The sequence below is a fragment of the Plastoroseomonas hellenica genome, from assembly GCF_018129085.1.
In the GTDB taxonomy this organism is placed as follows: Bacteria; Pseudomonadota; Alphaproteobacteria; order Acetobacterales; family Acetobacteraceae; genus Plastoroseomonas; species Plastoroseomonas hellenica.
The window spans coordinates 138,950-164,207 of sequence record NZ_JAAGBB010000009.1 but is presented as its reverse complement, the minus strand read 5'-3'; the positions used below and the strand labels follow the sequence as shown (position 1 = coordinate 164,207).

Annotated in this window: 22 protein-coding genes; 10 read left to right on the top strand and 12 right to left on the bottom strand. The window is 69.0% G+C overall.

Going from position 1 to position 25,258, the window contains the following annotated elements; genetic code table 11:
* Positions 1-127: 127 nt before the first annotated feature.
* The 3 genes from GXW71_RS09735 (at position 128) to GXW71_RS09725 (ending at position 2,503) form a co-directional block, all read left to right on the top strand.
* Positions 128-574, top strand: a complete 447-nt coding sequence (locus GXW71_RS09735) for a MarR family winged helix-turn-helix transcriptional regulator (RefSeq protein WP_367617277.1) — start codon at positions 128-130, stop codon at positions 572-574.
* Positions 575-651: 77 nt separating this feature from the next.
* On the top strand, positions 652-1,098 hold the full coding sequence (gene rpiB / locus GXW71_RS09730) for a ribose 5-phosphate isomerase B (protein ID WP_211852298.1): 447 nt from the start codon (positions 652-654) through the stop codon (positions 1,096-1,098).
* A gap of 121 nt (positions 1,099-1,219) precedes the next feature.
* Positions 1,220-2,503, top strand: a complete 1,284-nt coding sequence (locus GXW71_RS09725) for an ABC transporter substrate-binding protein (RefSeq protein WP_211852297.1) — start codon at positions 1,220-1,222, stop codon at positions 2,501-2,503.
* Here the strand turns inward: GXW71_RS09725 and GXW71_RS09720 are convergent.
* The 5 genes from GXW71_RS09720 to GXW71_RS09700 all read right to left on the bottom strand — a co-directional run bounded on the left by GXW71_RS09720 (position 2,491) and on the right by GXW71_RS09700 (position 6,596).
* The gene (locus tag GXW71_RS09720; protein WP_211852296.1) at positions 2,491-2,760 is read right to left on the bottom strand and encodes a DUF1127 domain-containing protein; all 270 of its coding nucleotides are present in this window, start codon (positions 2,758-2,760) and stop codon (positions 2,491-2,493) included. The two genes, GXW71_RS09725 and GXW71_RS09720, sit on opposite strands and share 13 nt — an antisense overlap.
* Before the next feature lie 4 nt (positions 2,761-2,764).
* Positions 2,765-2,914, bottom strand: coding sequence for a hypothetical protein (locus GXW71_RS09715; RefSeq protein WP_211852295.1), 150 nt, complete (start codon positions 2,912-2,914; stop codon positions 2,765-2,767).
* Between the two features lie 101 nt (positions 2,915-3,015).
* Entirely contained in the window at positions 3,016-3,846 is an 831-nt protein-coding gene (locus GXW71_RS09710) for a helix-turn-helix transcriptional regulator (RefSeq protein ID WP_211852294.1), read from the bottom strand.
* A 78-nt stretch (positions 3,847-3,924) separates the two neighbouring features.
* Positions 3,925-4,890 (bottom strand): Bug family tripartite tricarboxylate transporter substrate binding protein, encoded by a 966-nt coding sequence (locus GXW71_RS09705; protein ID WP_211852293.1) that lies wholly within the window; start codon positions 4,888-4,890, stop codon positions 3,925-3,927.
* On the bottom strand, positions 4,887-6,596 hold the full coding sequence (locus tag GXW71_RS09700; RefSeq protein ID WP_211852292.1) for an acyl-CoA dehydrogenase family protein: 1,710 nt from the start codon (positions 6,594-6,596) through the stop codon (positions 4,887-4,889). Before GXW71_RS09700 ends, GXW71_RS09705 begins: the two co-directional genes overlap by 4 nt.
* Positions 6,597-6,706: 110 nt before the next feature.
* Between GXW71_RS09700 and GXW71_RS09695 the strand changes: the two genes are divergently transcribed.
* A complete protein-coding gene (locus GXW71_RS09695) occupies positions 6,707-7,609 on the top strand; it encodes a LysR substrate-binding domain-containing protein (RefSeq protein ID WP_211852291.1) in 903 nt (300 codons plus the stop codon).
* Positions 7,610-7,733: 124 nt separating this feature from the next.
* Entirely contained in the window at positions 7,734-9,389 is a 1,656-nt protein-coding gene (locus tag GXW71_RS09690) for an acetolactate synthase large subunit (RefSeq protein WP_211852290.1), read from the top strand.
* A 138-nt stretch (positions 9,390-9,527) separates the two neighbouring features.
* Here GXW71_RS09690 and GXW71_RS09685 read toward each other — a convergent pair whose 3' ends face one another.
* From GXW71_RS09685 to GXW71_RS09670, 4 genes are all read right to left on the bottom strand, one after another.
* Entirely contained in the window at positions 9,528-10,244 is a 717-nt protein-coding gene (locus tag GXW71_RS09685) for a TetR/AcrR family transcriptional regulator (protein ID WP_211852289.1), read from the bottom strand.
* Complete coding sequence (locus GXW71_RS09680; RefSeq protein ID WP_211852288.1) at positions 10,234-13,374, bottom strand: efflux RND transporter permease subunit; 3,141 nt, start codon at positions 13,372-13,374, stop codon at positions 10,234-10,236. The genes GXW71_RS09685 and GXW71_RS09680 overlap by 11 nt, the downstream gene beginning before the upstream one ends.
* Complete coding sequence (locus GXW71_RS09675; protein ID WP_211852287.1) at positions 13,371-14,486, bottom strand: efflux RND transporter periplasmic adaptor subunit; 1,116 nt, start codon at positions 14,484-14,486, stop codon at positions 13,371-13,373. The genes GXW71_RS09680 and GXW71_RS09675 overlap by 4 nt, the downstream gene beginning before the upstream one ends.
* Before the next feature lie 111 nt (positions 14,487-14,597).
* Positions 14,598-15,050 (bottom strand): MarR family winged helix-turn-helix transcriptional regulator, encoded by a 453-nt coding sequence (locus tag GXW71_RS09670; RefSeq protein WP_211852286.1) that lies wholly within the window; start codon positions 15,048-15,050, stop codon positions 14,598-14,600.
* 189 nt (positions 15,051-15,239) lie between these two features.
* Between GXW71_RS09670 and GXW71_RS09665 the strand changes: the two genes are divergently transcribed.
* Both GXW71_RS09665 and htpG read left to right on the top strand, forming a co-directional pair.
* Entirely contained in the window at positions 15,240-17,174 is a 1,935-nt protein-coding gene (locus GXW71_RS09665) for an AsmA family protein (RefSeq protein WP_211852285.1), read from the top strand.
* 45 nt (positions 17,175-17,219) lie between these two features.
* Positions 17,220-19,130 carry a molecular chaperone HtpG gene (htpG, locus tag GXW71_RS09660; RefSeq protein WP_211852284.1) on the top strand — a complete coding sequence of 637 codons (1,911 nt, stop codon included), beginning with the start codon at positions 17,220-17,222 and terminating at the stop codon, positions 19,128-19,130.
* A gap of 26 nt (positions 19,131-19,156) precedes the next feature.
* Here htpG and GXW71_RS09655 read toward each other — a convergent pair whose 3' ends face one another.
* Positions 19,157-20,107: a 2-hydroxyacid dehydrogenase gene (locus GXW71_RS09655; protein ID WP_211852283.1), complete on the bottom strand. Its 951-nt coding sequence runs from the start codon at positions 20,105-20,107 to the stop codon at positions 19,157-19,159.
* Positions 20,108-20,231: 124 nt separating this feature from the next.
* Here GXW71_RS09655 and GXW71_RS09650 point away from each other — a divergent pair, with 124 nt between their 5' ends.
* The 3 genes from GXW71_RS09650 (at position 20,232) to GXW71_RS09640 (ending at position 23,007) form a co-directional block, all read left to right on the top strand.
* Positions 20,232-20,834 (top strand): cysteine hydrolase family protein, encoded by a 603-nt coding sequence (locus GXW71_RS09650; RefSeq protein WP_246526421.1) that lies wholly within the window; start codon positions 20,232-20,234, stop codon positions 20,832-20,834.
* 219 nt (positions 20,835-21,053) lie between these two features.
* Positions 21,054-21,725, top strand: a complete 672-nt coding sequence (locus tag GXW71_RS09645; protein WP_367617275.1) for a MarC family protein — start codon at positions 21,054-21,056, stop codon at positions 21,723-21,725.
* Between the two features lie 61 nt (positions 21,726-21,786).
* The gene (locus GXW71_RS09640; RefSeq protein ID WP_211852281.1) at positions 21,787-23,007 is read left to right on the top strand and encodes a CaiB/BaiF CoA transferase family protein; all 1,221 of its coding nucleotides are present in this window, start codon (positions 21,787-21,789) and stop codon (positions 23,005-23,007) included.
* Between the two features lie 180 nt (positions 23,008-23,187).
* Here the strand turns inward: GXW71_RS09640 and GXW71_RS09635 are convergent, their stop codons facing one another.
* Both GXW71_RS09635 and GXW71_RS35410 read right to left on the bottom strand, forming a co-directional pair.
* Entirely contained in the window at positions 23,188-23,928 is a 741-nt protein-coding gene (locus GXW71_RS09635) for an SDR family NAD(P)-dependent oxidoreductase (RefSeq protein WP_211852280.1), read from the bottom strand.
* Between the two features lie 82 nt (positions 23,929-24,010).
* Complete coding sequence (locus tag GXW71_RS35410; protein WP_211852279.1) at positions 24,011-25,177, bottom strand: sterol desaturase family protein; 1,167 nt, start codon at positions 25,175-25,177, stop codon at positions 24,011-24,013.
* Positions 25,178-25,258 lie beyond the last annotated feature (81 nt).

The window sequence follows — 25,258 nt, the reverse complement described above, 5'->3', positions numbered from 1 at the left end:
CGCGTTCCTCCCTGAAGGAACAGATCTTGTCCCTGATTGTTGGAAGTCCAACCTTTTCGCGTCAAGTCAAGGATGCGCGCTTGGGAGAGATCCGATGCCGAAGGCGACAAGGCCGAGGAAGGATAGGGTGACGCCGGTTCCGGTGGTTCGCCTCGGCCCGCTCGAGGATTTCATCGGCTTCCATCTGCGGCTGGCGCAGGAAGCCTCCTTCCGGGCCTTCGCGCAGCGCGTCGGTGATCGTCGGCTGCGCCCCAGCCGCTTCGCCATCATGGCCTTGATCGCCGAGAATCCGGGCATCACCCAGACCGCCCTGTCCCGGGCCTCGGCCCGGGACAAATCGACCCTGACCACGGCACTCGACGATCTGGTGGTGCGCGGCCTGGTGCTGCGGGGCCGGGCGCCGGAGGACCGCCGCAGCTATGCGCTGATGCTGACCGCGCGCGGCCGCCAGGTCCTGGCCCGACTGATGACGCATGCGGCGGCGCATGACCGGCAACTCGACGAATTGGTCGGCCCGGCCGGCAAGCTCGCCCTGCTGCGTCTGCTGCGGCGCATCATCGGCGGCCTTGACTGAAGCGTGAGAGGCCACCGCCCGAGGTGCCGCCTACGATAAGTCCGGCGGAGGCATCCGGCCGAGGGGAGGCACGCGGAATGCGCATCGCGATCGGCTGCGACCATGCCGGATATCCCATGAAGGCCGCCGTGATCGATGTGATCCGGGGCCTGGGACACGAGGTCGAGGATCTCGGCACGCATACGCCGGACCCGGTGGACTTCCCCGATATCGCGCGCACCGTCTGCGCCCGTGTGGCCTCCGGCGCTGCGTCGCGCGGCATGCTGGTCTGCGGCACCGGTGTCGGCGCCGCGATCGCGGCCAACAAGCGTCGCGGCATCCGGGCCGCCGTCTGCCACGATGTCCACTCGGCGCATCAGTCGGTCGAGCATGACGATGTGAACGTCATGTGCATCGGCGCGCAGATCGTGGGTGCCTGGCTCGCGCGCGACCTGGTCCGCGCTTTCCTGGAAGCGCGCTTCGACGCCACGGAGGATCATCGGCGCCGCGTCGCCAAGCTCGCGGAGCTGGAGCAGGAAGGATAGAGCAGATCGCCGGAGGGCGGAATCGCCCGGAGGCGTGAATCTGCTCGCCAAGACACAGTACTCTAGCATCGCGCCGAGCCCGTCGCAGAGCGGGCCAGAAGGACAGGGAGGAACAGGATTGATGATTCGACGCCGTCACCTGCTGGGCGCTGCGGCCGCCACGCCCTTGCTCGAGAAGGCACGGGCCTGGGCGCAAGCGCAGCCATTCCGACCCGAGCCGGGTGCGCAGCTTCGCTTCTTGCGCTGGAGCCGCTTCCTGGAGGCCGAGGACCGGGCGACCACCGAGAATATCCGCGCCTTCAGCGAAGCGACCGGCGTGCCGGTGCGTATCGACAATGTCTGGCAAGATGACGTGCTGCCGCAGCTGAGCGTGGCGGCCCGCATCGGCAATGGGCCGGACCTCGCCTGGACCTTGCACACGACGCCGCACATGTTCGCCGACAAGCTGCTGGACGTGACCGATGTCGCCGAGCATATCGGCGGGAAGTATGGCGGCTGGTATCCGCTGATCGAGCAGTACGGGAAGCGGGATGGCCGCTGGATCGGCATCTCGAACGTCGTCATCGGCGTGCTGCCAGTCTATCGCATCTCTGCGGTCCGCGAGGCGGGGTTCGAGCGCTTCCCGACCGATACCGATGGGTTCCTGCGCCTCTGCGAAGGGCTGAAGCGCATCGGCAAGCCGGCGGGTTTCGCCTTCAGCCGCGCACCCAGCGATGGCAATTCCTTCTGCCATTGGCTGCTCTGGTCACATGGCGGCAAGCTGGTCGACGAGAGCAACCGCGTGGCGCTCAACAGCCCCGAGACCATCCGCGCGGTGGAATATGCACGTGCCCTGGGTGCCCACTTCATCCCCGGCACGATCGGGTGGAACGATGCCTCGAACAACTCCGCCTTCCTCGCGGGACAGGTCGCGCTGACCAACAATGCGATCTCGATCTATGGCAAGGCGCGCGCCGATCGGCTGGAGATCGCGGATGACATCGACCACGCGCTCTGGCCGGTCGGGCCGGTCGGCCAACCGACCGAGCTGCATCTGGTCTACCCCTTCATCGCCTTCCGCTACAGCCGCTACCCGAACGCCGTGAAGGCGCTGCTGACCTACATGCTGGAGCAGCCGCAATATGGGCGGGTGCTGGAGAACTCGGCCGGCTATCTCAGCCACGCGCTCCGCGCCCATGACGATAGCCCGGTCTGGCGGAGCGACCCGAGGATCACGGTGTTCCGGGATGTCGCGGCGCGCGGCCGGCCGCTCTCTTATGCCGGTGCACTCGGGATCAACGCCGCCACCGCGTTTTCCGAAGGCATCGTCGCCGACATGTTCGCCGAAGCCGTCAGCGGCCAGGCCTCCCCGCGGGACGCGGTGGTGCGTGCGGAGCGCCGGGTGCAGCGGATCTATCGGGGGTGAGGCGGTTCGGCGCCGGGAAGGGGCCGGCGCCACCGCCGTTGCTGCAACAGCCGCGACGGGTCCTCGTCGTAGCGGGCTTCCAGCGCGCCCATCACCTGCGAGCGGCTGAGGCCGATATCCTTCAGCATGCGGTCCTCGCAGGCGGCGAGGCGCCTGATGGCGCGCCGGTTGCGGCGTGCCTCCAGGAGCTTCGCCGTGCCGTGCAAGGCCCATGCGAGGATGCCGAAAGGCTGCGCGATGGTCAGGCCCGGTGCCATGGCGTCAGGCCTTGCCCTGGCTCGCGGCCTCGGCTTCGCGAAGGGCCTGCGCGCATTCTTCGCAGCACACCTCCACCGTATGGCCGCCGATCTTCACCTGGATGGCATTGGCATCCAGCTCGCAGTCGCAGGCGGCACAGGTTTTCGCGGTCATGATTCCATCTCCTGGAAGATCCCGGGGGATCCGGGCGGAGACAGAAGGACCACGTCTGGTGGCCTGGCCGCTGTCAGATTCTTTAGCGATCTGCGTGCGGATCAGCGCAGGCGCAGGGAGCGCTGGAACTCCTTCGGCGTGCGGCCATAGGCCTGCCGGAAGGCGGCACTGAAATGGCTGTGGCTGGAGAAGCCGAGATCCATGCCGAGGGCGGTGAGGTCATCATATTGCCCCAGCAGGTCCAGCGCGCGCGCCAGCCGCAGGCGGAGCTGGTAACGGTAGAGCGGCATCGCCTCCACCTGCTGGAACACCTGCGTGAGATAGACCGGGGAGACGCCGACCTCCGCCGCGACCTCGGCCAGCGTCCAGCGCCGCGCCAGATCCGATGCCAGCACCAGCTTGGCGCGATCCACCAGTTTCTCGCGCCCGAAGCTCGCGCCCGCCGCATGCGATGTCCGCTCGCCGAGGGCGCGCCGCACCAGCGTCAGCGCCAGGGTCTCAGCCTCGAGGGTTTCGGCGACCTGACGCTGCAGGCTGTGCCGCAGCAGCGCCGCCAGCGCCTGGGTGCGCGGGTCGATGCGCCGGCGCAGCCGACGGAAGACCGGCCCCGCGCCCGGCCGGAGCTGCTCCTTTGGCGCCAGCTCCTGCAGCAGGGGCTCCTTCACCGCCAGGGTCAGGCTGGCATCGCCGCCCGCGACAGGGTGGCTGACGCGATAGGCTTCCGCTTTGTTGAAGAACAGGAGCTGATTGGCTTCGGCCACCGCATCGCTGCGGCCGACATGGCGGACATAGATGCCACGATAGGGAAAGACGAGATGCGTGGCGCTGGCGCATTCCTCGGCGCTTTTGTGCCGGCATTTGCCGCCGCAGGCGACGTCGCGGATCGCCGCGGTTTCTGTGTCCAGGAGAAGCTGCACGGTGAATTGCGACATGGGCGCACGGATGTCCTCCCGGCCCGAAGCCTAGCAGGAATCCCCGGTCATCGACAGCTCGGCGCCGGCCGGCGCCAGTCAATCGGCGCGCGCACCGGTCTCCTGGATGACAGCGCTCCAGCGCGCCGTCTCCTCCGCCATCAGCGCGCTCAGCGCGGCAGGCGTGATCGCTGGCGCGATCTGCATGCCCTGCTGCTCTAACCAGCGGCGCAGCTCAGGCTGCCGCACGGCATTCTCCGTCGCCGCGCGCAGCACCTCGCGCGCGGCGGGCGGCGTCGCCACAGCGACCACGAAGCCGAAGAAGACGGAAGCGTCGTAGCCGGGAAGTCCTTGTTCCGCGATCGTCGGGACGTCCGGCAGCACGGTGGACCGCGCTTCGGTGGTGATGCCGAGGGCGCGTAGCCGGCCTTCACGGAGATGCGGCAGGGCGGTCAGGACATCGGTGAAGACCATCGCGATATGCCCGGCGATCAGGTCGTTTAGCGCCGGGCCGGTGCCGCGATAGGGCACATGCTCGAAGCTGGTGCCCGCCATGCGGTTGAACAGCGCGCCCGCGAGGTGGGAGGAAGCGCCATTGCCCGAGGAGCCGAAGGCGAGACGTTCGCCACGCCTGCCGAGCGCGATCAGTTCCGGCACCGAGTGCGCGGGGACCGAGGCATGCACCGCCAGCACGTTCGGGATGCGGCCGATCGGCCCGATCGGCGCGAAGTCGCGCGTCGGGTCGTAGCTCTGCCCGGGGTAGAGCATGCGGTTGATGGCGAGTGGCCCGGAGGTGCCGAACAGGATCAGGCTGCCGTCGGCAGCGCCCCGCGCGACGTAGTCCGCGCCGACATTGCCGCCGGCACCGGCGCGGTTCTCGACGATCACCGTCTGCCCGAGCCCGTCATGCAAGGCGATGGCGAGGCGGCGGGCGATCAGGTCGGTGGGGCCACCCGGCGCGAAGGGCACCACCAGCGTCACCGGCTTGCCCGAAGGCTGCGCCAGCGCCGGTGCGGCGAGGGCGGCGAGAGCGGCGGTGCCGAGCAGGCGACGACGCGCGATCATGCCGCCATCCCCGCGAGCGCGCCGGGATCGGCCAGCAGCGGCGCCAGCGCCGTATCCTCCGTCGAGGGTTCGGGGTCGAGCGGGTCGCGCGGCAGCAGGCGATGCCGCAGCACCAGCCGTGCCACCGCCAGGCGCTCCGGCATGCCGAGCCGCTCCGCTTCCCAGGCGAGGGCGGCGGCGGAGGCGAGGTGATAGAGTGCGGAGGCCGCCTGGCGGGCCAAGGCCGGGTCATCCAGCGCCGCAATCACCAGCCCCTCCGTGCGCTCCAGCGCCGGCAAGGCTTCCGGTAGCACCGCGCCATTGCCGAGCTGCGCGCGGATATGCGCGGCGAGCACCGGCAGGGAACCCTCGCGCTGCACCGCGCGCATCACGTCGAGCGCGACGATATTGCTGGTGCCTTCCCAGATGCTGCCGAGATGCGCATCGCGCAGCAGGCGCGCATCCGAGAATTCCTCGATGTAGCCGCAGCCGCCGCGCACCTCCATGGCATCGCCGGTGACGCGCCGCGCATCACGGCAGGCGCGGAATTTCAGCAGTGGCGTCAGGATGCGGAGCAGGGCATAGGCGTCTTCTTCTCCGGCATCGGCGCGGCGCAGCGCCTCCGCGGTCTGGAAGACCATGCTGCGTGCCTGCTCGGCCGGCAGCAGCATCTTCATCAGTTGCCGCCGCATCAGCGGCATGTCGGCGATGCGCTGGCCGAAGGCGACGCGGCGATACGCGATGAACAGCGCCTCGGTCACGGCTCGGCGCATCAGACCGGCGGCGCGCACCCCGTTGGAGAGGCGGGAATTGTTGACCATGTCGGCCATCTGCTTGAAGCCGGCGGCGGGATCGCCGACCAGATAGGCGGTGGCGCCCTCGAGCCGCACCTCGCCGCTCGCCATGGAGCGCGTGCCGAGCTTGTCCTTCAGCCGGACGATCCGATAGCGGTTGGCGGTCCCATCCGGCAGGCTCCGTGGTAGCAGGAAAAGCGAGACGCCCTTGAGGCCCGGCGGCGCGCCTTCGCGGCGTGCCAGCACCATGGCGAGCTCGGCATCGGCGTTGGAGCAGAACCATTTGTCGCCGGTGAGCCGCCAGCTTCCATCCGACTGCGGCGCCGCCATCACGGCGGTGGCGCCGACATCGGACCCGGCGCCCTGCTCGGTCATGAACATCGCACCCTGGCTCAGCGCATCGAGGTCCTGGCTGGTCAGCGCCGGCAGGTAGCGCGCGACCAGCGCGGGATCGCCGAACTTGCGCAGCGTCCGGGCCAGGCTGTCGGTCATGCTGACCGGGCAGCAGAGACCGAACTCCGCCTGCACGAACAGGTAGGTGATGGCGTATTTGGCCGCCGGCGGCATCGGCGCATTCCAGCCCAGCACGCCGCCGCGATGCGATAGCGCGGCCAGCCCGTATTCGCCGAAGGCCAGGCGCTCCATCTCGCGATAGGCCGGATGGTACTCGATGTGCTGCGCATCCTCGCCGCGCCGCGTCCGGCTGTGCAGCACCGGCGGGTTGCGGTCCGCGGTCAGCGCCAGCGCCTCCAGCATACCGCCCGCCAGGGCGCCGAGCCGGTCGAGATGCGGCGCCAGATGCAGGCCGAGATCGGGCGGCAGATAGAGGCCGAGCAGCCGCGCCAGCGTCGGATCGGCCTGGTAGAGGTTGATGCCCTGGCTGTCGGGGACCGCCGCGGCGCCGGAGGGTGGGGCGAGAGTGCGCAGATGCATGGGGCGCCTGTTTTCTTGGAGCGTTTCCGTCCGGCGGATCAGAAGCGCATCCCGGCCCCTGCTCCAATCGATTTCTCGGCCGGACGCTTTGAGATAAACTCAACGGCGTCATGACCTACCGGCGACTGCCTTCCCTCAACGCGCTCCGCGCCTTCGAGGCCGCGGCGCGGCATCGCAGCGTCACCCGAGCCGCCGATGAGCTCGGGGTGACGCCGGGTGCCGTCAGTCGTCAGGTGCGCGGCCTCGAGGAGGATCTGGGGCTGGTGCTGTTCTCGCGCGGCCCCGCCGGGCTTGTGCCGACCGAAGCCGGCCGCGTCCTGCAGCAATCCTGCGGCGGCGCGCTCGACAGGATGGAAGCCGGGGTGGCGAAAGCGCGGGAGGCGGCGAAGCCGGTGCTCCTCTCGGTCGGCGCCTACGCGCATTTCGCCAGCCGCTGGCTGATCCCGCGCTGGGGCCGGTTCCGGGAGCGGCATCCGGGGCTGGAGATCGCGCTCACCACCAGCGCCGATCCGCTGGAGCTGCTGCCCGGCCAGTTCGATGCGGTCATCGCTGTCGCGGAGGACCGCCCCCGTCCAGGCTTCTGGACGCACCGGCTGCTGCCGATCGAAATGGTGCCGGTTTGCGCGCCGTCGCTGCTCGGCCCCGGGCGGTTCCGCTGGGAAGGGCAGACCCTGCTGCATTCGCGCCAGCGGCCGCGGGACTGGGCGCGCTGGCTGGCGGCTCAGGGCGTGGCGGGCGTGGATGCCGAGGCTGGGCCATCCTTCGAGAGCATCAGCCTGGCCGTCGATGCCGCGTGCGAGGGCCTGGGCGTCGCGCTGGCGATCCAGGGCCTGATCGGCGCCGACCTGGCGGCAGGGCGCGTGGTCGTCCCGGTGCCAGGCGTCCGGCGCTCCTCCCGCAGCTTCGTGCTCATGGTGGAAGCGGCCCGCAGGCAGGAGCCCGCTTTGTGTCGCTTCTGCGATTGGCTGGTCGAGGAAGCGGCGCGGGACGCCGCACCGGCAGCGACGTCGTGAAAGCGATGCCATGGGGCGGCCATGGCCGCTGCTGGATTGCGGCCGGCGCGGGTGCGGCAGGGATGCGGGCGGTGTATTCCTGCATCGTGGTGAGATCCAGGGGACGAGGACAGAGATGGCCAGAATGACCAATGGAGCCGCGCTGCTGGTCGCCGCGCTGGAGAATGAAGGCGTCGATCGCATCTTCGGCGTCCCCGGCGAGGAGAATCTCGACGTCCTCGACGCGCTCCGCCGGTCGCGGATCGAACTCATCCTGACCCGGCACGAGCAGTCGGCGGCCTTCATGGCGGCGACCCATGGCCGGCTGACCGGCCGGCCCGGGGTCTGCCTCAGCACGCTCGGCCCCGGTGCGCTGAACCTCGCGACCGGCGCGGCCTATGCCCATCTCGGCGCCATGCCGATGGTGCTGATCACCGGCCAGAAGCCGATCATGTCCAGCCGGCAGGCCCGTTTCCAGATCGTCGACGTGGTCGCGACCATGAAGCCGCTGACCAAGGTCGCGCGCCAGATCGTCAGCGCGGCCAGCATCCCGACCCTGGTGCGCGACGCCTTCCGCGTGGCCATGGAGGAGCGGCCGGGCCCGGTGCATCTGGAGTTGCCGGAGGATATCGCGGCCGAGGAGCTCGCCGATCCGCCGCCGCTGGTGCCGCCGCATCCCGTGGAGATCCCGGTGGCGCAGGCAGCGGCGCTCGATCGGGCCGCCGGCATGATCCTCGCTGCCGAGCGGCCGCTGATCATGCTGGGTGCCGCCGCCAGCCGTCCGCGCCTCGCCGCCGGGCTGCTGGATTTCGTGCGCCGCACCGGGATCCCCTTCTTCACGACACAGATGGGCAAGGGCTCGGTCGCCGGCGGCACCGAGCTTTACATGGGCACGGCCGCGCTCTCGGAACGCGACCATGTGCATGTGGCGATCGACCGTGCCGACCTGATCATCGCCATCGGCCATGACACGGTGGAGAAGCCGCCCTTCCTGATGGGCCCCAGCGGACCACGGGTGATCCATGTCGGCTATACGCCGGCCAGCGTGGAGCAGGTCTTCTTCCCCCACGCCGAAGTGGTGGGCGATGTCGGGCCGAGCCTTCGGCTGCTGGCCGACCGGCTGGACGGCCAGCTTCCCAATGCCGGCGCATTGCTGCCGCTCCGCGCGCAGATCCTCGGGCGCATCCTGGATCGCGCCGAGGAGGGCCGCTTCCCACCGACGCCGCAGCGCATCGTGCATGACGTGCGCCAGGCGATGCCGGAAGACGGGATCGTCGCGCTCGACAACGGCATGTACAAGATCTGGTTCGCGCGCAACTACCGCACCCGGGTCGCCAATACCCTGCTGCTCGACAATGCGCTGGCGACCATGGGCGCCGGCCTGCCTTCGGCGATGATGGCCGCGATGCTCTATCCGCAGCGGCGGGTGCTCGCGGTCTGCGGCGATGGCGGCTTCATGATGAACAGCCAGGAGATGGAGACGGCGGTCCGCCTGCGCCTGAACCTCGTCGTGCTGATCCTCGATGACGGCGCCTACGGCATGATCCGCTGGAAGCAGGCGGTGGACAGCTTCCCCGATTTCGGCATGACCTTCGGCAATCCGGATTTCGTGCGCTACGCCGAAGCCTATGGCGCCAAGGGCTGGCGCATCGCGCGGACGGAGGATCTGGTTCCGACGCTGGAGGCGGCCTTCGCCGCCGGCGGCGTGCACCTGGTCGCGACGCCTGTGGACTACACGGAGAACACGCGGGTGCTCGTCGAGGAGCTTCGCGCGATGGTGCCGGCGCAGCCCTCGGCCTGATCATCCCTCCTCCGCCGCCGGGCGGATCAGCGCACGCGTCGCGGACGCCGCCTCACCGCGGCGGAAGGGGCAGCGCGATGAGCGGCGGCTCGCGGTGCAGCCTGGCGAGGGCATCGGCCAGCGGGCAGACAGATCCCTTCACCGCCTCGCTTTATACGCCTCGATGAGTGCGTCGGCTGCCTCACTCAGGGCATTCGAGGGGCCGTCAGAGCCGAAGCTGTGGAGGCTCACGGCAGCTCCCTCGATGAGCAGCAGGAGCCCGTCCGCGAGGCTCCCTGGATCCGACAGCGCGGCTTTCTCCGCAAGGTCTGTTAACATCACCCGCATCTGGGCCTTGAAGCCATCGAGCACTTGACGAGCAGGATGGCCTTGCTGCGGGAATTCGATCGCGGCGTGGGTCATCGGCCAGCCCGGATAGTCGGGATGGCTGATTCGCCGGGCAACAGACATAATGATGGAGCGCAGATGCGCGAGGGGATCGTCCGCAAGTCCAATGGCGACCTGTGCCAAGATCGCCCACTCCGACGCTGCCTGCTTGCGCAAGCATGCTGCGCTCAGCTCGTCCTTCGACGCGAAGTATCGATAGAGAGTGGGCTTGGTAGTTCGTGCCTCGCGGACGATTTGCTCGACGCCGACGGCGCGGAAGCCTTGGCGGTAGAAGAGTTCACTCGCGGCAGCCAACAGGCGCTCCGCGACTTTAGGCGCTGCGCTGGCAGAGCAATGGCTTCTAGTGCTGCCGCGCGCTGTCAGCATCGGAGACTCGCTCACCGATTGCGAGTTGCAGCCTATGGTAGCCGGGCTGGCGGCTTCGCCCACTTCCAAGGTCAGGGTCCACCAGGAGGGGCTAATGGCCATCATTGCCCCCCGTACTTGCCATGGCGGCCCGCACCGCAGGGCCGGAGGGACTCAGCAAGCCTCCCACCTCTCCTGACCGATCCTGAGACCTGACCCGGAACCAGATGGCGTAGAGCGCCGGTAGGAAGACCAGGATGAGCACGGTGCCGATCGCGGTGCCGCCGATCAGCGTATAAGCCATCGACCCCCAGAACACGGAGTGGGTAAGGGGGATGAAGGCGAGCACCGCCGCGAGTGAGGTGAGGATCACCGGGCGGGCGCGCTGGACCGTCGCTTCCACCACCGCATGGTACGGGTCGAGGCCTTCCGCCTGGTTGCTGTGGATCTGGCCGATCAGGATCAGCGTGTTGCGCATCAGGATCCCGGCGAGCCCGATCAGCCCCAGGATCGCATTGAAGCCGAAGGGTTGATGGAACAGCAGCAGGACCGGCACCGCGCCGACCAGCCCGAGCGGCGCGGTGAGCATCACCATGGCGGTCGCGGAGAAGGAGCGGACCTGGATCATGATGACCGTCAGCATCAGGGCCACCATGATCGGGAAGACCGCGGCGAGCGCGACATTGGCCTTGGTCGCCTCTTCGATCGAGCCGGCCATCTCGATGCGATAGCCTTCGGGAAGGCGCGCCATCAGCGGCCGCAGCGCAGCCAGGATCTCCATGGAGACTTCGGGGGGCTGCTGCGCTTCGTCGATATCGGCGCGGATGGTGATGGTCGGCACGCGATCGCGCCGCTTCAGGATCGGATCCTCCATCCGCACCTCGGCACGGCCGATCTGATCGAGCGGGATCATCCGGCCATCGCGCGACATCAGCGTGAAATCGGCGAGCCGGGCGGGATCCAGCCGTTCTGTGCCGGCGCTGCGCGCGACGACATCGACCGTGCGGATATTCTCGCGCACCTGCGTGACGGTCACGCCGGTCAACAGGAACTGCAGCTGCTGCGCCGCTTCCGCCGGCGACAAGCCGATCAGCCGCAGGCGATCTTGGTCGAAGACGAAGCGAAGTGTCGGGGACCGCTGTCCCCAGTCCCGGTTGACCTGGCGTGAATGCGGATTGGCCCGCATCACCGCGAGGGCTTCATCCGCAATCCCCCGCAGCACGGTCGCATCCGGACCCCTGACCCGGAACTCGACCGGAAAGGGCGTATAGGGGCCGAAGACGAGTTGGGTGACGCGGAGATGCGCCTCCGGCGCCAGACCCTCGGCGATCTGCGTGCGGAGCCGCTGCTTGAGAGCCTCCCGCGCCTCCGCATCCGGCGTCAGGATCACGATCTTGGCGAAGGCGGGGTCCGGCAGCTCCGGCGCCATTGCGAGGAAGAAGCGGGGCGCGCCCTGGCCGATATAGCTGGTGACGATGCGCGTCTCCGGCTGCTGACGCAGCCAGGACTCCACCCTCGCGACCGCTTCGCTGGTCACAGCGATGCTGCTTCCCTCCGGCATCCGGACCTCGACCAGAACCTCAGGCCGGTCCGAGATCGGGAAGAACTGTTGCTTCACCGCGCCCATGCCGGCGACTGACAGCGCGAAGACCGCGACGACGGCGCCGGCCACGATGAATTTGCGGCGCACGGCCCACGCGACCATCCGGCGCAGCCGGCGGTAATTGGGCGTGCCGTAGATCGCCTGGTGGCCGCCTTCGACCGGCTTGATCGCGGGCAGCATCTTCACGCCGAGATAGGGCGTGAAGGCCACGGCGACGACCCAGGACACGATCAGCGCGAAGCCGACGATCCAGAAGATATTCCCGGCATATTCGCCGGCGGAGGACTGCGCGAAGCCCACGGGCATGAGGCCGACCACCGTCACCAGCGTGCCCGAGAGCATCGGCGCGGCGGTGTGGCTCCAGGCATAGGCGGCGGCACGGATGCGGTCCATGCCCTCCTCCATCTTCACCACCATGACCTCGATGGCGATGATCGCGTCATCGACCAGCAGGCCGAGGGCGAGGATGAGGGCGCCGAGCGTGATGCGGTCGAAGAAGCGCCCGGTCTCCAGCATGATGACGAAGACGGCGGCGAGGGTGAGCGGCACCGCGGCGGCGACCACGAGGCCGACGCGCCAGCCGAGGCTCGCCAGGCTGACCAGCAGCACGACGCCGAGCGCCATGAAGAACTTCAGCATGAACTCGTCGACGGATTCGGCGATGTTGACCGCCTGGTCCGTGATCTTGCTCAGGCTGATGCCGAGCGGCAGGGTGCCCGCGATCCTGGCGGTCTCCGCTTCCAGCGCCCTGCCGAGCTCGAGGCCATTCCAGCCGATCCGCATCACGACGCCGAGCGCGAGGCTGGGTTCGCCCTGATTGCGGATCAGGAAGGTTGCCGGATCCTCGTAGCCTCGGCGTACCTCCGCGATATCGGACAGGCGCAGGTTGCGGCCACCGGCGACGACCGGCGTATCCGCGATCTTCTGCAGGTCGTCATAGGCACCTTCGAGGCGGATGACGACCTGTGGCCCATCGGCATCGATCGATCCTGCCGGGGTGATCGCGTTCTGGCGCTGCAGGGCGGCGAAGATGTCCTGCGCGGTGATGCCGAGGGTCGCCAGGCGCGGGTAGGAGAACTCGACGAAGATCCGCTCCGGCCGCTCGCCCAGGATGTTGACCTTGTTCACCCCGGGGACGTGCAGCAGTTGCTGCCGGATCGCCTCCGCTTGCCGGACCAGCAGGCGCGGGGCCATGCCCGGTGCACGCAGCGCATAGAGCGCGAACGTCACGTCGGAATATTCATCATTGACGAAGGGGCCGAGTACGCCGGTCGGCAGGGTGCGGGCCTCGTCGCCGAGCTTCTTGCGGGCCTGGTAGAATTGCTCGGGCACCTCGGTCGGCGGCGTGTCGTCCCGGAGCGTCAGCGTCAGGAAGGCGAGGCCCGGGCGCGTCATCGTCTCGACGCGGTCGTACCAGCGGAGTTCCTGCAGCCGCTTTTCGAGCGGCTCGGCGACGAGATCCTGCATCTCCTGTGCCGTTGCGCCCGGCCAGGCGACGGTGACGGTGAGCACCTTGACCGTGAAGGACGGATCCTCGGCGCGCCCCAGCTTCAGGAAGGCGGAGGTGCCGGCGAGGGCGATCGCGATGAGCAGGAACAGGGTGACGGCACGCTCGCGCACCGCCAGCGCGGAGAGATTGAAGCCGCTCATCGCGCGGCGGTCCGCGCGCCGGCGACGCGAACTCGCGCGCCGGCATGCAGCAGATGCGCCCCGAGCGCCACCACCTGCTCGCCTGCGGTGACGCCGGTCACCACCGCGGTCTCCTGGCCCAGGCGTTGCACCTGGATGGCGCGGAAGGCGACGGCCGAGGCAGCCGGATCGAGGATCCAGACCCCGCTCGTTCTGCCGTCGTCGAACAGTGCGCCGAGAGGGATTTCGGAGGCCTGAGGCCCATTGCCATGCGCGGGGACCCAGACGGTGATCGTGGCGCCGAGCGGCGCTTGGGCGGCATCGCCATCCAGCACATAGCGTGCCTCATAGGTCCGGCTCACGGGATCGGCGGCGTCGGAGAGCTGGCGGAGGCGCGCCGGGGAGCGGCCGGGACCGGCGCCATAGACGCTCGCCTGCGCCGCCGATCCGATCGCCGGGCGTGCGGTCTCCGGCAGGTTGACGGTCGCCTCGCGCGGCCCGGCATGGGCGAGCCTGACGACGATCTGGCCGGCGGCGACCACCTGCCCGGGTTCGGCCAGGGCCTCGACGACCGTCCCGTCGGCATCGGCGGTCAGCACCGCATATCCGGTCTCGTTGCGTGCCACTTCGGCTTCCGCCTCGGCGGCTGCCAGTTGCGCCATCGCGCTATCGAGCGCGGCTCTCGCCTGCTCGTAGCGCTGCCGCGGGGCCCAGCCGCTGGCGAGAAGGCTGCGATAGCGCGCCTCGTCCGCCGTGGTCTGGACGACCAGCGCCCGGGCCGCCGCGACGGCGTTCTCCCGGGCCGTGAGCGCGAGGGCGAGGTCCTTCGGATCGATCCGCAGCAGCGGCTGCCCGGCTCGCACCCGCTCGCCGGTATCGACGAGGCGTTCGATCACCTTGCCCTGTACCCGGAAGCCGAGGTTGCTCTGCACGCGGGCGGAGATGACGCCGGTGAAGCCGCGGTCCGCTGCCGCGGCCGGCCGCACGGCGGCGACCTGGACGAGTGGCGGCTCGCGCCGCGGGTCCTCGACCGTCGCCCTGGCACCCCCCAGGCCGATCACGGCCATGGAGCCGAGGCCGAGGATCCCTACGGCGGCGGTGGCGGAGAGGAAGGCGGTCTTGGCGCGGGTCATGACAGGGGGAGCTCTCGGGCGAAGGGTCTTGGGGAGCGAGGGCGTGCGGGTGTGGCCACAGGCTTTGGCAGGAAGGTGGATATGCACCTATGCGGCATCGAGCGGCGCGTCCTAGTCACGGGCAATGGCCTCGAGGGCGGAGCGAAAGCCGGCGAGCTCGGTGCCCTCGAGCTTGGCGGCGACGGCGTCGTTTGTGTCCTGCCAGTATCGCGCGGCCTCGGCCAGCAGCGCGCGGCCGGCATCGGTCAGCAGGATGCGCCGGGTGCGCGCATCCTCCCAGTCCTGCCGGATTTCCAGCAATCCGCGCCGCTCCAGCGGCTTCAAGTTCTTCGTCGTCGTGGTGCGGTCCATGCCGAGTTCCTCAGCAAGGCCGTTGATGGTCGGCGGCGAGGGCTGATGCAGCGTCATCAGCAGGGAGAACTGCCAATTGTTCAGCCCGACGGGGCGCAGCACCTCATCGAAGCGCCGCCCCACGGCGCGGCTGGCCCGCTGTACCCGAAGGCACAGGCAGTCCTTCGCGATCCGGGCGACGGTGTCGGGGCTGAGGCCAGGGGCATGCGGCATGCCGTCAGTATGTGTATATGCACCTATATGTCAATCGCATTCTCTCGGGATCGACCAGGACAGCCCCGGGCGCCTGGTGGCGTAGCGGCCCGGAGGCGGGGAATGCATGGCGGCCAAACTCCCGGCCGCCTGCCACGTTCGGCTTCAGAGAGGCCAGCGGAAGCGCTGCGCCTCCCGGGAGGGTGCGCCATGCGGCTGCGGCGCTGGATGATTTCTCTGGGTGTGCCGGTCATCGCGATCGCGGTGATCGCCTATCTGTTCACTTGGCGCTGGTTCATTCCGATCCTGGAGCAGCAGGCTTCGGCCGCGCTCGGGCGGAATGTCGCGATCGAGGATCTCGATGTCAGGCTGGGACGCACCACGGAGATCACGCTCCGCGGTGTCCGGGTCGACAATCCCGAAGGCTTCCAGGCGGAACGGCCCTTCGCGCAACTCGGGACCCTGATCGCCCTGGTCGATGTCATGGCCTATTGGAACGAACGGGCGATTGTCATTCCCTCGATCACCGTCGACGGCGCCGATGTGCAGGCGATCGCGGCGTCGAAGGAGAGCAACAACTTCACCTTCGCGCTCGGCGGGCCCAGCGGTGAAGGTGCTGCGGCCGACCCGTCATCGGGCCCGCGCATCGGTGTCCTGAACATCCGCAATGGCCGGGTGCATGTCGCGCATGCACCGCTTCGCGCCGACTTCAACATTGAGCTCGAAACCCGCGAGAGCGCGAATACGGAACCGCAGCTCCTGGCCCGGGCGAACGGCACCTATGCCGACCAGCCGCTGAGCGCCGAGCTGACCGGCGGCGCCATTCTCTCCCTGCGGGAGACGGAACGCCCCTGGCCCATCGATCTCCGTATCGAGAATGGCCCGACCCGCGCCCGGCTCACCGGCACGCTCCGCGATCCGCTGGCCTTCGCCGGCGCCGATCTGCGGCTGGAGCTTGCCGGCCCCAGCATGGGGCTGCTGATGCCGCTGACCGGCATCCCGATCCCGCAGACGCCGCGATACCGGGTCCAGGGCCAGCTCGCCTATGCCGATGGCCGCGTGCGCTTCACCGAGATGCAGGGCCAGGTCGGCAACAGCGATCTCGGCGGCTCCATCGCCGTCGATCCGAAGGGCGATCGGCCGGATGTGACCGCGGATCTGCGCTCGCGGCGAGTCGATCTCGCGGATCTCACCGGCTTCATCGGCGGCACGCCCGGGCGGGATGCGCCGACCCGGCCGGATGCCGGCGCTTCCGGCCGCATCCTGCCGGATACGCCGATCAATCTCCCCAAGTTCGAAGCCGCGAATGTTCATCTCCGCTATCGGGCCGGCCAGATCCGTGGCCGTTCGACGCCGCTCGACAATCTCGATGTGGCGCTGGAACTGGTGGATGGCGTGCTGACGCTACGGCCGCTGCGCTTCGGCGTGGGACGAGGCGAGATCGCGGCGGACATCACCCTCACGCCGCGGGAGGGTGACCAGGCGCATGCGGTTGCGGATATCAATTTTCGCCGCGTCGACATCTCCCGCCTCATGCAGGCGGCGGGATCGCAGGGCGGTGGCGCCTTGAGCGGCAGGGCCAGGATCGAGGGCACCGGGCGGTCCACGGCACAACTGCTCGCGCGCGGCAATGGCGCCCTGACCCTGAGCACCTCCGGCGGCAATCTCAGCGCCCTGCTGGTCGATCTCTCGGGGCTGCGGCTTGGCAGCGCCATCCTCTCGGCGCTCGGCATGCCGGACCGGGCCCCCATCGAATGCTTCGTCGCAGATTTCGCACTGGAACGCGGCACGCTGAACACGCGGGCCCTGTTTCTCGAGACCGACAGCGCGCTGATTTCCGGCAGCGGCACCATCCGGCTCGACCAGGAAAGCATCGACTACCGCATCCGGAGCGCCGCCAAGCGCTTCACGATCGCGGCGCTCCCCACCGGCGTCCTCATCACCGGCCGCTTCGGCAACCCTTCCGTGACGCCGGAGGTGCTGGAGCTCGGCGTGCGCGGCGGCCTCGCGGCCGCCCTGGGGCTGGCCGCGGGGCCGCTCGCCATCCTGCCGACGATCGAATTCGGCATCGGTGACGACCCGCGCTGCAACGCCATGCTGGACCGGATCCGCCGGCCGGAGCAGGACCGGCCGCGGCAGCGTTGAGGCGGCTCCTGCGGGCCCCGCGATCGTTCCGCATGCTCTTGAAGGATGCGTGGCGGCTTTGCATATCGGGCCTCGGTTGCCGCAAAGCCTTGGAGGGACAGTGTGACGGAAACGGTGGAGCGCCATGAATTCGGCGCCGAGGTCGGGCGCCTCTTGGACCTGGTGGTCCATTCGCTCTATTCGGATCGCGAGATCTTCCTGCGGGAGCTGGTCGCCAATGCCGCGGATGCCGTGGACCGGCGCCGCTTCGAGGCGCTGACCCAGGCCGTTCCCGCCCTGCCAGAGAATGCCGCGGTGCGGATCATCCCGGACAAGGCCGCCCGCACCCTCACCATCGCCGACCCCGGCATCGGCATGACCAAGGACGAGCTCGCGGCGAATCTCGGGACCATCGCCCGGTCCGGCACGCGCGCCTTCAGCCAGTCCCTCGCCGAGGCCAAGCCCGGCGACCGTCCGAGCCTCATCGGGCAATTCGGCGTCGGCTTCTATTCCGCCTTCATGGTGGCCGACCGGGTCGAGGTCACCTCCCGCCGCTCCGGCAGCGAGGAGGCCTGGGCCTGGGCCTCGGAAGGGCAGGGCAGCTACACCCTCGCCCCCGCCGAGCGGGCGGAGGACGGGACGGATATCGTCCTGCACATCAAGGCGGACGCCGAGGAGTTTTTGGAGCCGCTCCGGCTGCAGACGATCATCCGCAAATGGGCGGATCACATCACCATCCCGATCACCATCGCCCGCGACGGCAAGGATGAGCCGGCCAATGACGGGACGGCGCTGTGGCGGAAGCCGAAATCCGAGATCAGCGAGGAGAGCTATACCGAGCTCTACCGCCATCTCGGTCATGTCTTCGACAAGCCCTGGGCGACCTTGCACTGGCGCGCCGAGGGCGCGCTCGATTTCACGGCGCTGCTCTTCGTCCCCGGCATGAAGCCCTTCCAGGTGGTCGAGGGCGAGCGCGAGAGCCGGGTGCGCCTGCATGTGCGGCGGATGTTCATCACCGATCAGGCGGAGCTGCTGCCGCCCTGGCTCCGCTTCGTGCAGGGCGTCGTCGATACCGAGGACCTGCCGCTGAACGTCTCCCGCGAGATGCTGCAGGCGACGCCGGTGCTGGCCCGCATCCGGCGCGCGGTGACAAGCCGCGTGATCTCGGAGCTGAAGACCCGGGCGAAGGATGCCGAGGACTACGCTAAGTTTTGGGAGAACTTCGGCACGACCCTCAAGGAAGGGCTGTGGGAGGATACGGAGCATCGCAAGGACCTGGCACCGCTGCTGCGCTTCCGATCCTCCGCTGTGGAAGGCTGGACCTCGCTTGCCGACTACGTCACGCGCATGAAGGAGGGGCAGGAGGCGATCTACGTCCTGACCGGCGACGCGTCGGAGGCGCTGGCGAAATCGCCCCAATTGGAAGGCTTCCGCGCCCGTGGCGTGGAGGTGTTGCTTCTCTCCGATCAGATCGACGCCTTCTGGCCGGAGCGGCTGGAACGCTTCGAGGAGAAGCCGATCCGGAGCATCACCCAGGGCGCCGTCGATCTCTCGAAGATCGCGAGGCAGGATGGAACCCCCGATGAGGCCGCGGATCTGTCCAGGCTGCTGCCACTGCTGAAGGACGCGCTCAAGGACCAGGCCTCCGATGTGCGAGCCACCGATCGTCTGGTGGACAGCGCCGTCGTGCTCGCGGCCCCGGCGGACGGGCTCGACCTGCACCAGCAGCGGCTGTTGCAGCGGGCGGGCCGGAGTTTTGGTGCCGGCATGCCGGTGCTGGAGATCAATCCCCGCCATCCGCTGATCCGGACCCTGGCGGCCCGGGCGGAGACCGATGCGGGCGTGGCGGAGATCGCGGAGATGCTGCTCGACCTCGCCCGGGTGCAGGATGGCGACAGCCCGCGCGACCCCGCGGCCTTCGCCCGGCGCGTGGCGGATGCGATCGCGGCCGGCATGCGGCCCCCGCCGGCCGCCTGACGGCGCTGTCGGCGGCTGCGGCAGCCTTATGCGGGTGGGACCTGCCATCGTATTGGGCGGCCGGCGAAGAAGGCCTCCAGATTGCCGAGCAGGATCTCCTGCTGCGCGCCCTGCGCCGCGCTCGACAGCGCGGCCATGTGCGGGGTGAGCACCACATTCGGCAACGCCTTCAGGCGGTCCGGCACCTGGGGTTCGTCCTCGTAGACGTCGAGCGCGGCTCCGGCGATGGCGCCTGTCTCGAGGGCTTCGCAGAGCGCGGCCTCGTCGACGGCAATGCCGCGGGAGATGTTGACCAGCAGGCCGTCCCGGCCGAGCGCCGCAAGGATATCGCGGTTGACGGCATGCCGGTTGTCGGTGCCGGCGCGCACGGCCACCATCAGGACATCCGCCCAGCGCGCCAGATCCATCAGACTGCCATGGAAGGCATAGGAGACATCGGGGCGCGGTGAGCGGTTGTGATAGCCGATCGCCATGTCGAAGGCGGCCGCGCGCTGCGCGATCCGCATGCCGATGGCACCGAGGCCATAGATGCCGAGGCGCCGGCCCGCCAGTCCCGGGACCAATGGCATGCGATCGAGCTTCAGGCTGGTCCAGCCGCCGGCGCGCACCAGGCGATCGCCGATGAGGATGTCGCGTGATGCCGTGAGCATCAGCCCGACGGCGAATTCGGCGACGCTCGCCGCATTGGCATCGCCCGCATTGGTCACGACGATGCCGCGCCTGGCGGCGGCGGTGCGATCCACCCCTTCAAAGCCGGTTCCATAGCAGCAGATCAATCCCAACTCCGGCAGGGCATCCATCAGCGCCGTATCGGTGCGCAGGCTGCCCAGGGTGATCAGCGCGCGCGCACCGCGCGCGAGGTCGGGGACGGCATCCGGGCCTGCGCCTTCGGGGAGCCTGTGCAGAGCATAGAGCCCGCTCAGACGATCATGCAGGGTCAGCGAGACGGGCATGGTGGTGAGGATCGTGGGCTTCATGGCTCCGCGCCTTCGCTGGACGAAATGCTGCAATGCTGCGAAGCAGCATGCAAACCCCGTGCCTGCTCTCGGCGTTGCATCATCTCGAAGGCGGTTCGCGCCGGGGAATGCGCGGGAGGTCCGGTTGGAAGCGCTGCAATACGGCCCACTGGCGGCGAGCTGTGCGCATCTCTGCGTCGATATGCAGAACCTCTTCGCGCAGGAGACGGAATGGCACACGCCCTGGATGGAGCGGGTGCTGCCGGTGGTGGAACGCATCGCACAGGCCAGGCCGGAGCGCACGGTCTTCACCCGCTTCATACCCGCCGAACGGCCGGACGACGCCACCGGGACCTGGCGGCGCTACTATGAGCGTTGGCGCAACATGACGCTCGATGCGCTACCGGCGGATCTGGTTGCGTTGGTGCCGCCCCTGCTGCGGCTGGTCCCGCCCGCCGCGGTGATCGACAAGCGCGTCTACTCGCCCTGGATCGACCCGGCGCTGGACCGGGTCTTGCGCGGGCGGGACATCGACAGCCTGATCATCACCGGCGCCGAGACCGATGTCTGCGTTCTGGCCACCGTGCTTGGCGCCGTGGATCGCGGTTATCGCGTCGTGATCGCGACCGATGCGATCTGCAGCTCCTCGGACCAGACGCATGATGCGCTCCTGACGCTGTACCGCTCCCGCTATGGGCAGCAGGTGGAAACCGCGGAGGCCGACGATATCCTGCGCTGCTGGCGCTGATGGGCGCGCAGATGCCGCGCAAGCTCACGGTGACATGGCAGGCCCTGGCCGGGTAGCGTGTCGCCCGGCGCTGACGTCGCGCGCGTGCAGAGGCAGGAAGAGGAATTCGCGATGAAGACGCAAGGCCCGACCCGCCGGCGCGGCGGCATCAAGGAGGGCGTCGGTGCCCTTTTGACGCTGCGCCGCTGACCTGATTTCCATCGATCGGATCCGCGCCGAATGAGCACCATGTTCGCGGCCTTCCTGCTCGCCTTCCCGGCGCTGTTCTCGATCGTCAACCCGATCGGCTCGGCGCTGATCTTCAGCCAGGTCATGGCGCACCGGACGCATGACGAACGCGCCCGTCTCGCGCGGCTGGTCGGCAGCTATTCGCTCGCCGTGCTGCTGGTCTCGCTCTGGGCGGGATCCTATGTCCTGAACTTCTTCGGCATCTCGCTCGGCGCGCTCCGCACCGCCGGCGGGCTGCTCGTGGCGATCCGCGCCTGGGAGCTGCTGATGGCGCCCGAGGTGCAGGAGGAGCGGAAGGAACGCCAGGCAGCACCCGCCAGCGCCGATGAGGACGTGGCCTTCTTCCCGCTCACCATGCCCTTCACGACCGGGCCCGGCACGATCTCGGTCGCGATCGCGCTGGGTGCGTCCCGGCCGGAGAGCGGTCCAGGCCTCTGGGGCTTCTTCGTCGGCGTCACCGCTGCGGCCGTGTTGATCGCCTTGCTCGTCTGGATCGCCTACACCTCGGCGGATCGGATCATCGCCCTGCTCGGCCATAGCGGCGCGCGGGTGGTGACGCGGCTGGTGGCCTTCCTGCTGCTCTGCATCGGCGTGCAGATCCTCTCGACCGGCGTGCAGGACCTTCTGATGCCGATCTTCCAGGGCATGCATCCGCCTCGCTGAATCCCGGTTTACAACCCGGCCTTCCGGTCGCAGCCTTCCTTTGTATCCAAGGAGGAAAGCGATGTCGGAACGGCCGGCCGGTGATCCTGGGGCGGGGGATCCGCATGCAGCGCTGCCGCTGCACCGCATCCGCGTGCTGGACCTGACGCTCGCCCGCGCCGGCCCCACCTGCGTCCGCCACCTGGCCGATTGGGGCGCGGAGGTGATCCGCATCGAGCCGCCGCCCGCCGGCCCCGGCGGCGACATCACCGGCAATCGCGACGGCTTTGATTTCCAGAACCTGCACCGCAACAAGCGCGCCATGCACCTCGACCTCAAGAGCGAGGCGGGGCGGGAGATCTTCTACGCGCTTGTCCGGCGCTCCGACGTGGTCGTCGAGAACATGCGGGCACAGGTGAAGTACCGGCTTGGCGTGGATTATGAGACGGTCAGCCGCATCAACCCGCGCATCGTCTATGGCTCGATCTCCGGCTTCGGGCAGGACGGCCCCTATGGCCATCGCGCCGGCGTCGACCAGATCGCGCAGGGCATGGGCGGGCTGATGTCGATCACCGGCGCGCCGGATGGCGGGCCGATGCGGGTCGGCATTCCCGTCTGCGACCTGACGGCCGGCAACCTGCTCGCGCTCGGCATCATGATGGGCCTGTTCCAGCGGGAGGAGACCGGCCGTGGCCGCTGGGTGCACACCAGCCTGCTCGAATCCATGGTCTTCATGCTGGACTTCCAGGCCTCGCGCTGGCTGATGGCCGGGCAGGTCGCGGGCCAGGCGGGGAACGACCATCCGACCTCGATTCCGACCGGTGTCTTCCCGGCCTCCGACGGGCCGATCACCCTAGCCGCCTCCTCGGCGCGGCAATGGGTGCGGTTCTGCGAGGCGATCGGCCGCGAGGAATGGCTGCAGAAGCCGGAATGGAGCACCACCGACGGAAGGTCACGCGACCGCGCCGCGATCAACGCGGCGATCGCGGCGGTCACGCAGGAGAAGTCGCGCCTGCATTGGATCGAGGTGCTGGATGCTGCCGGCATCCCCTGCGGCGCCATCAACCGCATCGACGAGGTCTTCGCGGATCCGCAGGTGCAGCATCTCGACATGGCGAAGCGCGTCACGCATTCGCGCCTCGGCGAGCAGCGCATCGTCGGCTCGGCGATCAACCTGACGGGGATCGACGACAGCCCACGCACCGCGACCGAGGACGCCGGCGCGGCGACCGATGCCGTGCTGGCGGAGCTCGGCTACGACGCGGCGCGGATCGCGGCGCTGCACGCTGCGCGCGTGGTGTGACGCGCGCCTGGGTCGAAACCGCGGCCGGAGGCCGCCACTGGTTCCTGCGGAGCGAGGCGAAGCCGATGCTCCGGGGCCGCGAATGCGGCCCCCGCGCGCGACCAGCAGCCGCGTCGGGCGCGCACGTGACAGCGCGCAAGCCAAGCCGGCGGATGCCGGCGCCGGCGTTTGAGGCCAGAATTACGTCTGCCCGCCGCCATTCACCTGCAGCATCTGGCCGGTGATGTAGGCGCCGTCCTCGGAGGCCAGCAGCCGCACCGCGGCCGCGACCTCTTTCGGCGTGCCCATGCGGCCGACCGGGACCCGGGCGATCGCCGCTGCGCGGCGCTCGCTGACCAGATCCTCGCCATCCTCGGCGATCGGGCCCGGTGAGATCGCGTTGACCGTGACGCCCTTCGGCCCGAACTCCTTGGCCAGAGCCTTGGTGAGCCCCCAGACGCCGTGCTTCGAGACGGAGACCGGCGAGTGCCCGGCATAGCCGTGCATGGCGTTCATGCCGGTGAAGTTCACGATGCGGCCCCAGCCGCGCTCCAGCATGCCGGGCACGCAGGCCCGGATCAGCCACACCGCACCGTCCAGGTCGACGGCGATGACGCGGCGCCACTCCTCCTCGCTGGTCTCCAGGAAGGGCTTGGCCGGCCGCAGCGCCGCGTTGTTGACCAGCACGTCGACGGCGCCGAAGCGGGCGATGGCCTCCGCCGCGATACGGGCGCAATCCTCGGGACGGCCGACATCGCCCATGGCCACCAGCGCCTCCACGCCGAGCGCGCGCGCTTCCTCGGCGACCGCCTCGCAGGCTGCGCGGTTGCTGGAACCGTTGATGGCGACATCGAAGCCATCGCCGGCCAGCGCCAGCACCGCGGCGCGGCCGATATTGCGGCCAGCACCGGTGACAAGGGCGGCCTTGCGTCGTTGGGTCATCTCTCTGCTTCCCCCTGGGTCGGGCATTCGTTGATCGCCCGACCTCACCAGAGCGCGGCGCCGGGGGAAAGCCGGAATCGTCCTAACCGGTCTTCGGCTTGCGACGGAACGGATAGGCGAATTGCCGCAGCATGCCCTTGGGCAACGGATCGCCGACGACGCCGTAGCGCTCCGGCCAGCGCTCCGCCGGCAGATGGTGGGTGCCGAAGAGGCGGTCGATGAAGGGCAGATGCGCGGCGTAGTTCACGTCGATGGCTTCGCGGTCGCTCGAGTGGTGCCAGTGGTGGTAACGCGGCGTGGCGAAGAGATGCTCCAGCGGGCCGAAATTCACCCCGACATTGGCGTGGATCAGCCCGGCCTGGAAACCGGCGAAGACCACATAGGCCAGCATCGGGCCAGGCTCGGCGCCCAGGATGAAGGCGGGCAGCATCACCATGGCCCGGGTCACCAGTGGCTCCAGGATATGCAGACGCGATCCGGCGAGCCAGTCCATGTGCTCGACGCTGTGGTGCACGGCATGGAAGCGCCAGAGCGCCGGAATCTCATGCATCGAGCGATGGATCGCGTATTCGATCAGATCGGCCAGCACCAGGACCGTGACGAACTGCACCACGCCGGGCAGATCGCGGAACCAGGCCTGCAGCCCGGCATTGATGCTCCAGGAGAACAGCGACGGCACCAGGATGGTGCCGACGAACAGGAAGATGCCGATCGCCAGGTGGTTGAAGGCGAAGTAGCGCGCGTCATGCCAGAAATCCGGCCGCAGCACCGCCTGTTCGCGCGCCCGCGGCATGATCTTCTCCAGGAAGATGAAGACGATCGCCGACATCAGCAGGTCGAGGATGAACCAGTCGAGGCCGATATAGGTGCGGATGTCGTAGCGCGGCCCGACCTGCACCCCGGCGCCGCCGAGCCAGAAGGCGAGCAGGGTCAGCAGCACCCCGATGGCGCCGAGCTTCCGCTGCCGGCCCAGGATGAAGGTCAGCAGCCCGAAGCCTACCGAGAACAGCATCCCTGCGCCCAGCAGGATGCGCATCCAGTCGAGGTCGTAGCCGGCGCGCAGCGATGGCGTGGTCAGCAGGTCGGGGAAGCGGAAGCAAAGCACCCCGAGCGTGCTGAGGACACCGAGGGCGATGGAGAGGTAGCCGCTGATGCGGCCATCCCCGAGGACGAGCGGCCGGCTCTGGCTGTCATGCGTCATCGGGCCAGAATAGACGGTCGACGAAACGATGACAGAATCATTCTGCACACCCGGCCGCGGTTTTCGGCGGCGGCTTGGTGGGAATGCGGGATGGCGATATCGTCATGGCAACAAGTCATCCAGAGGAAC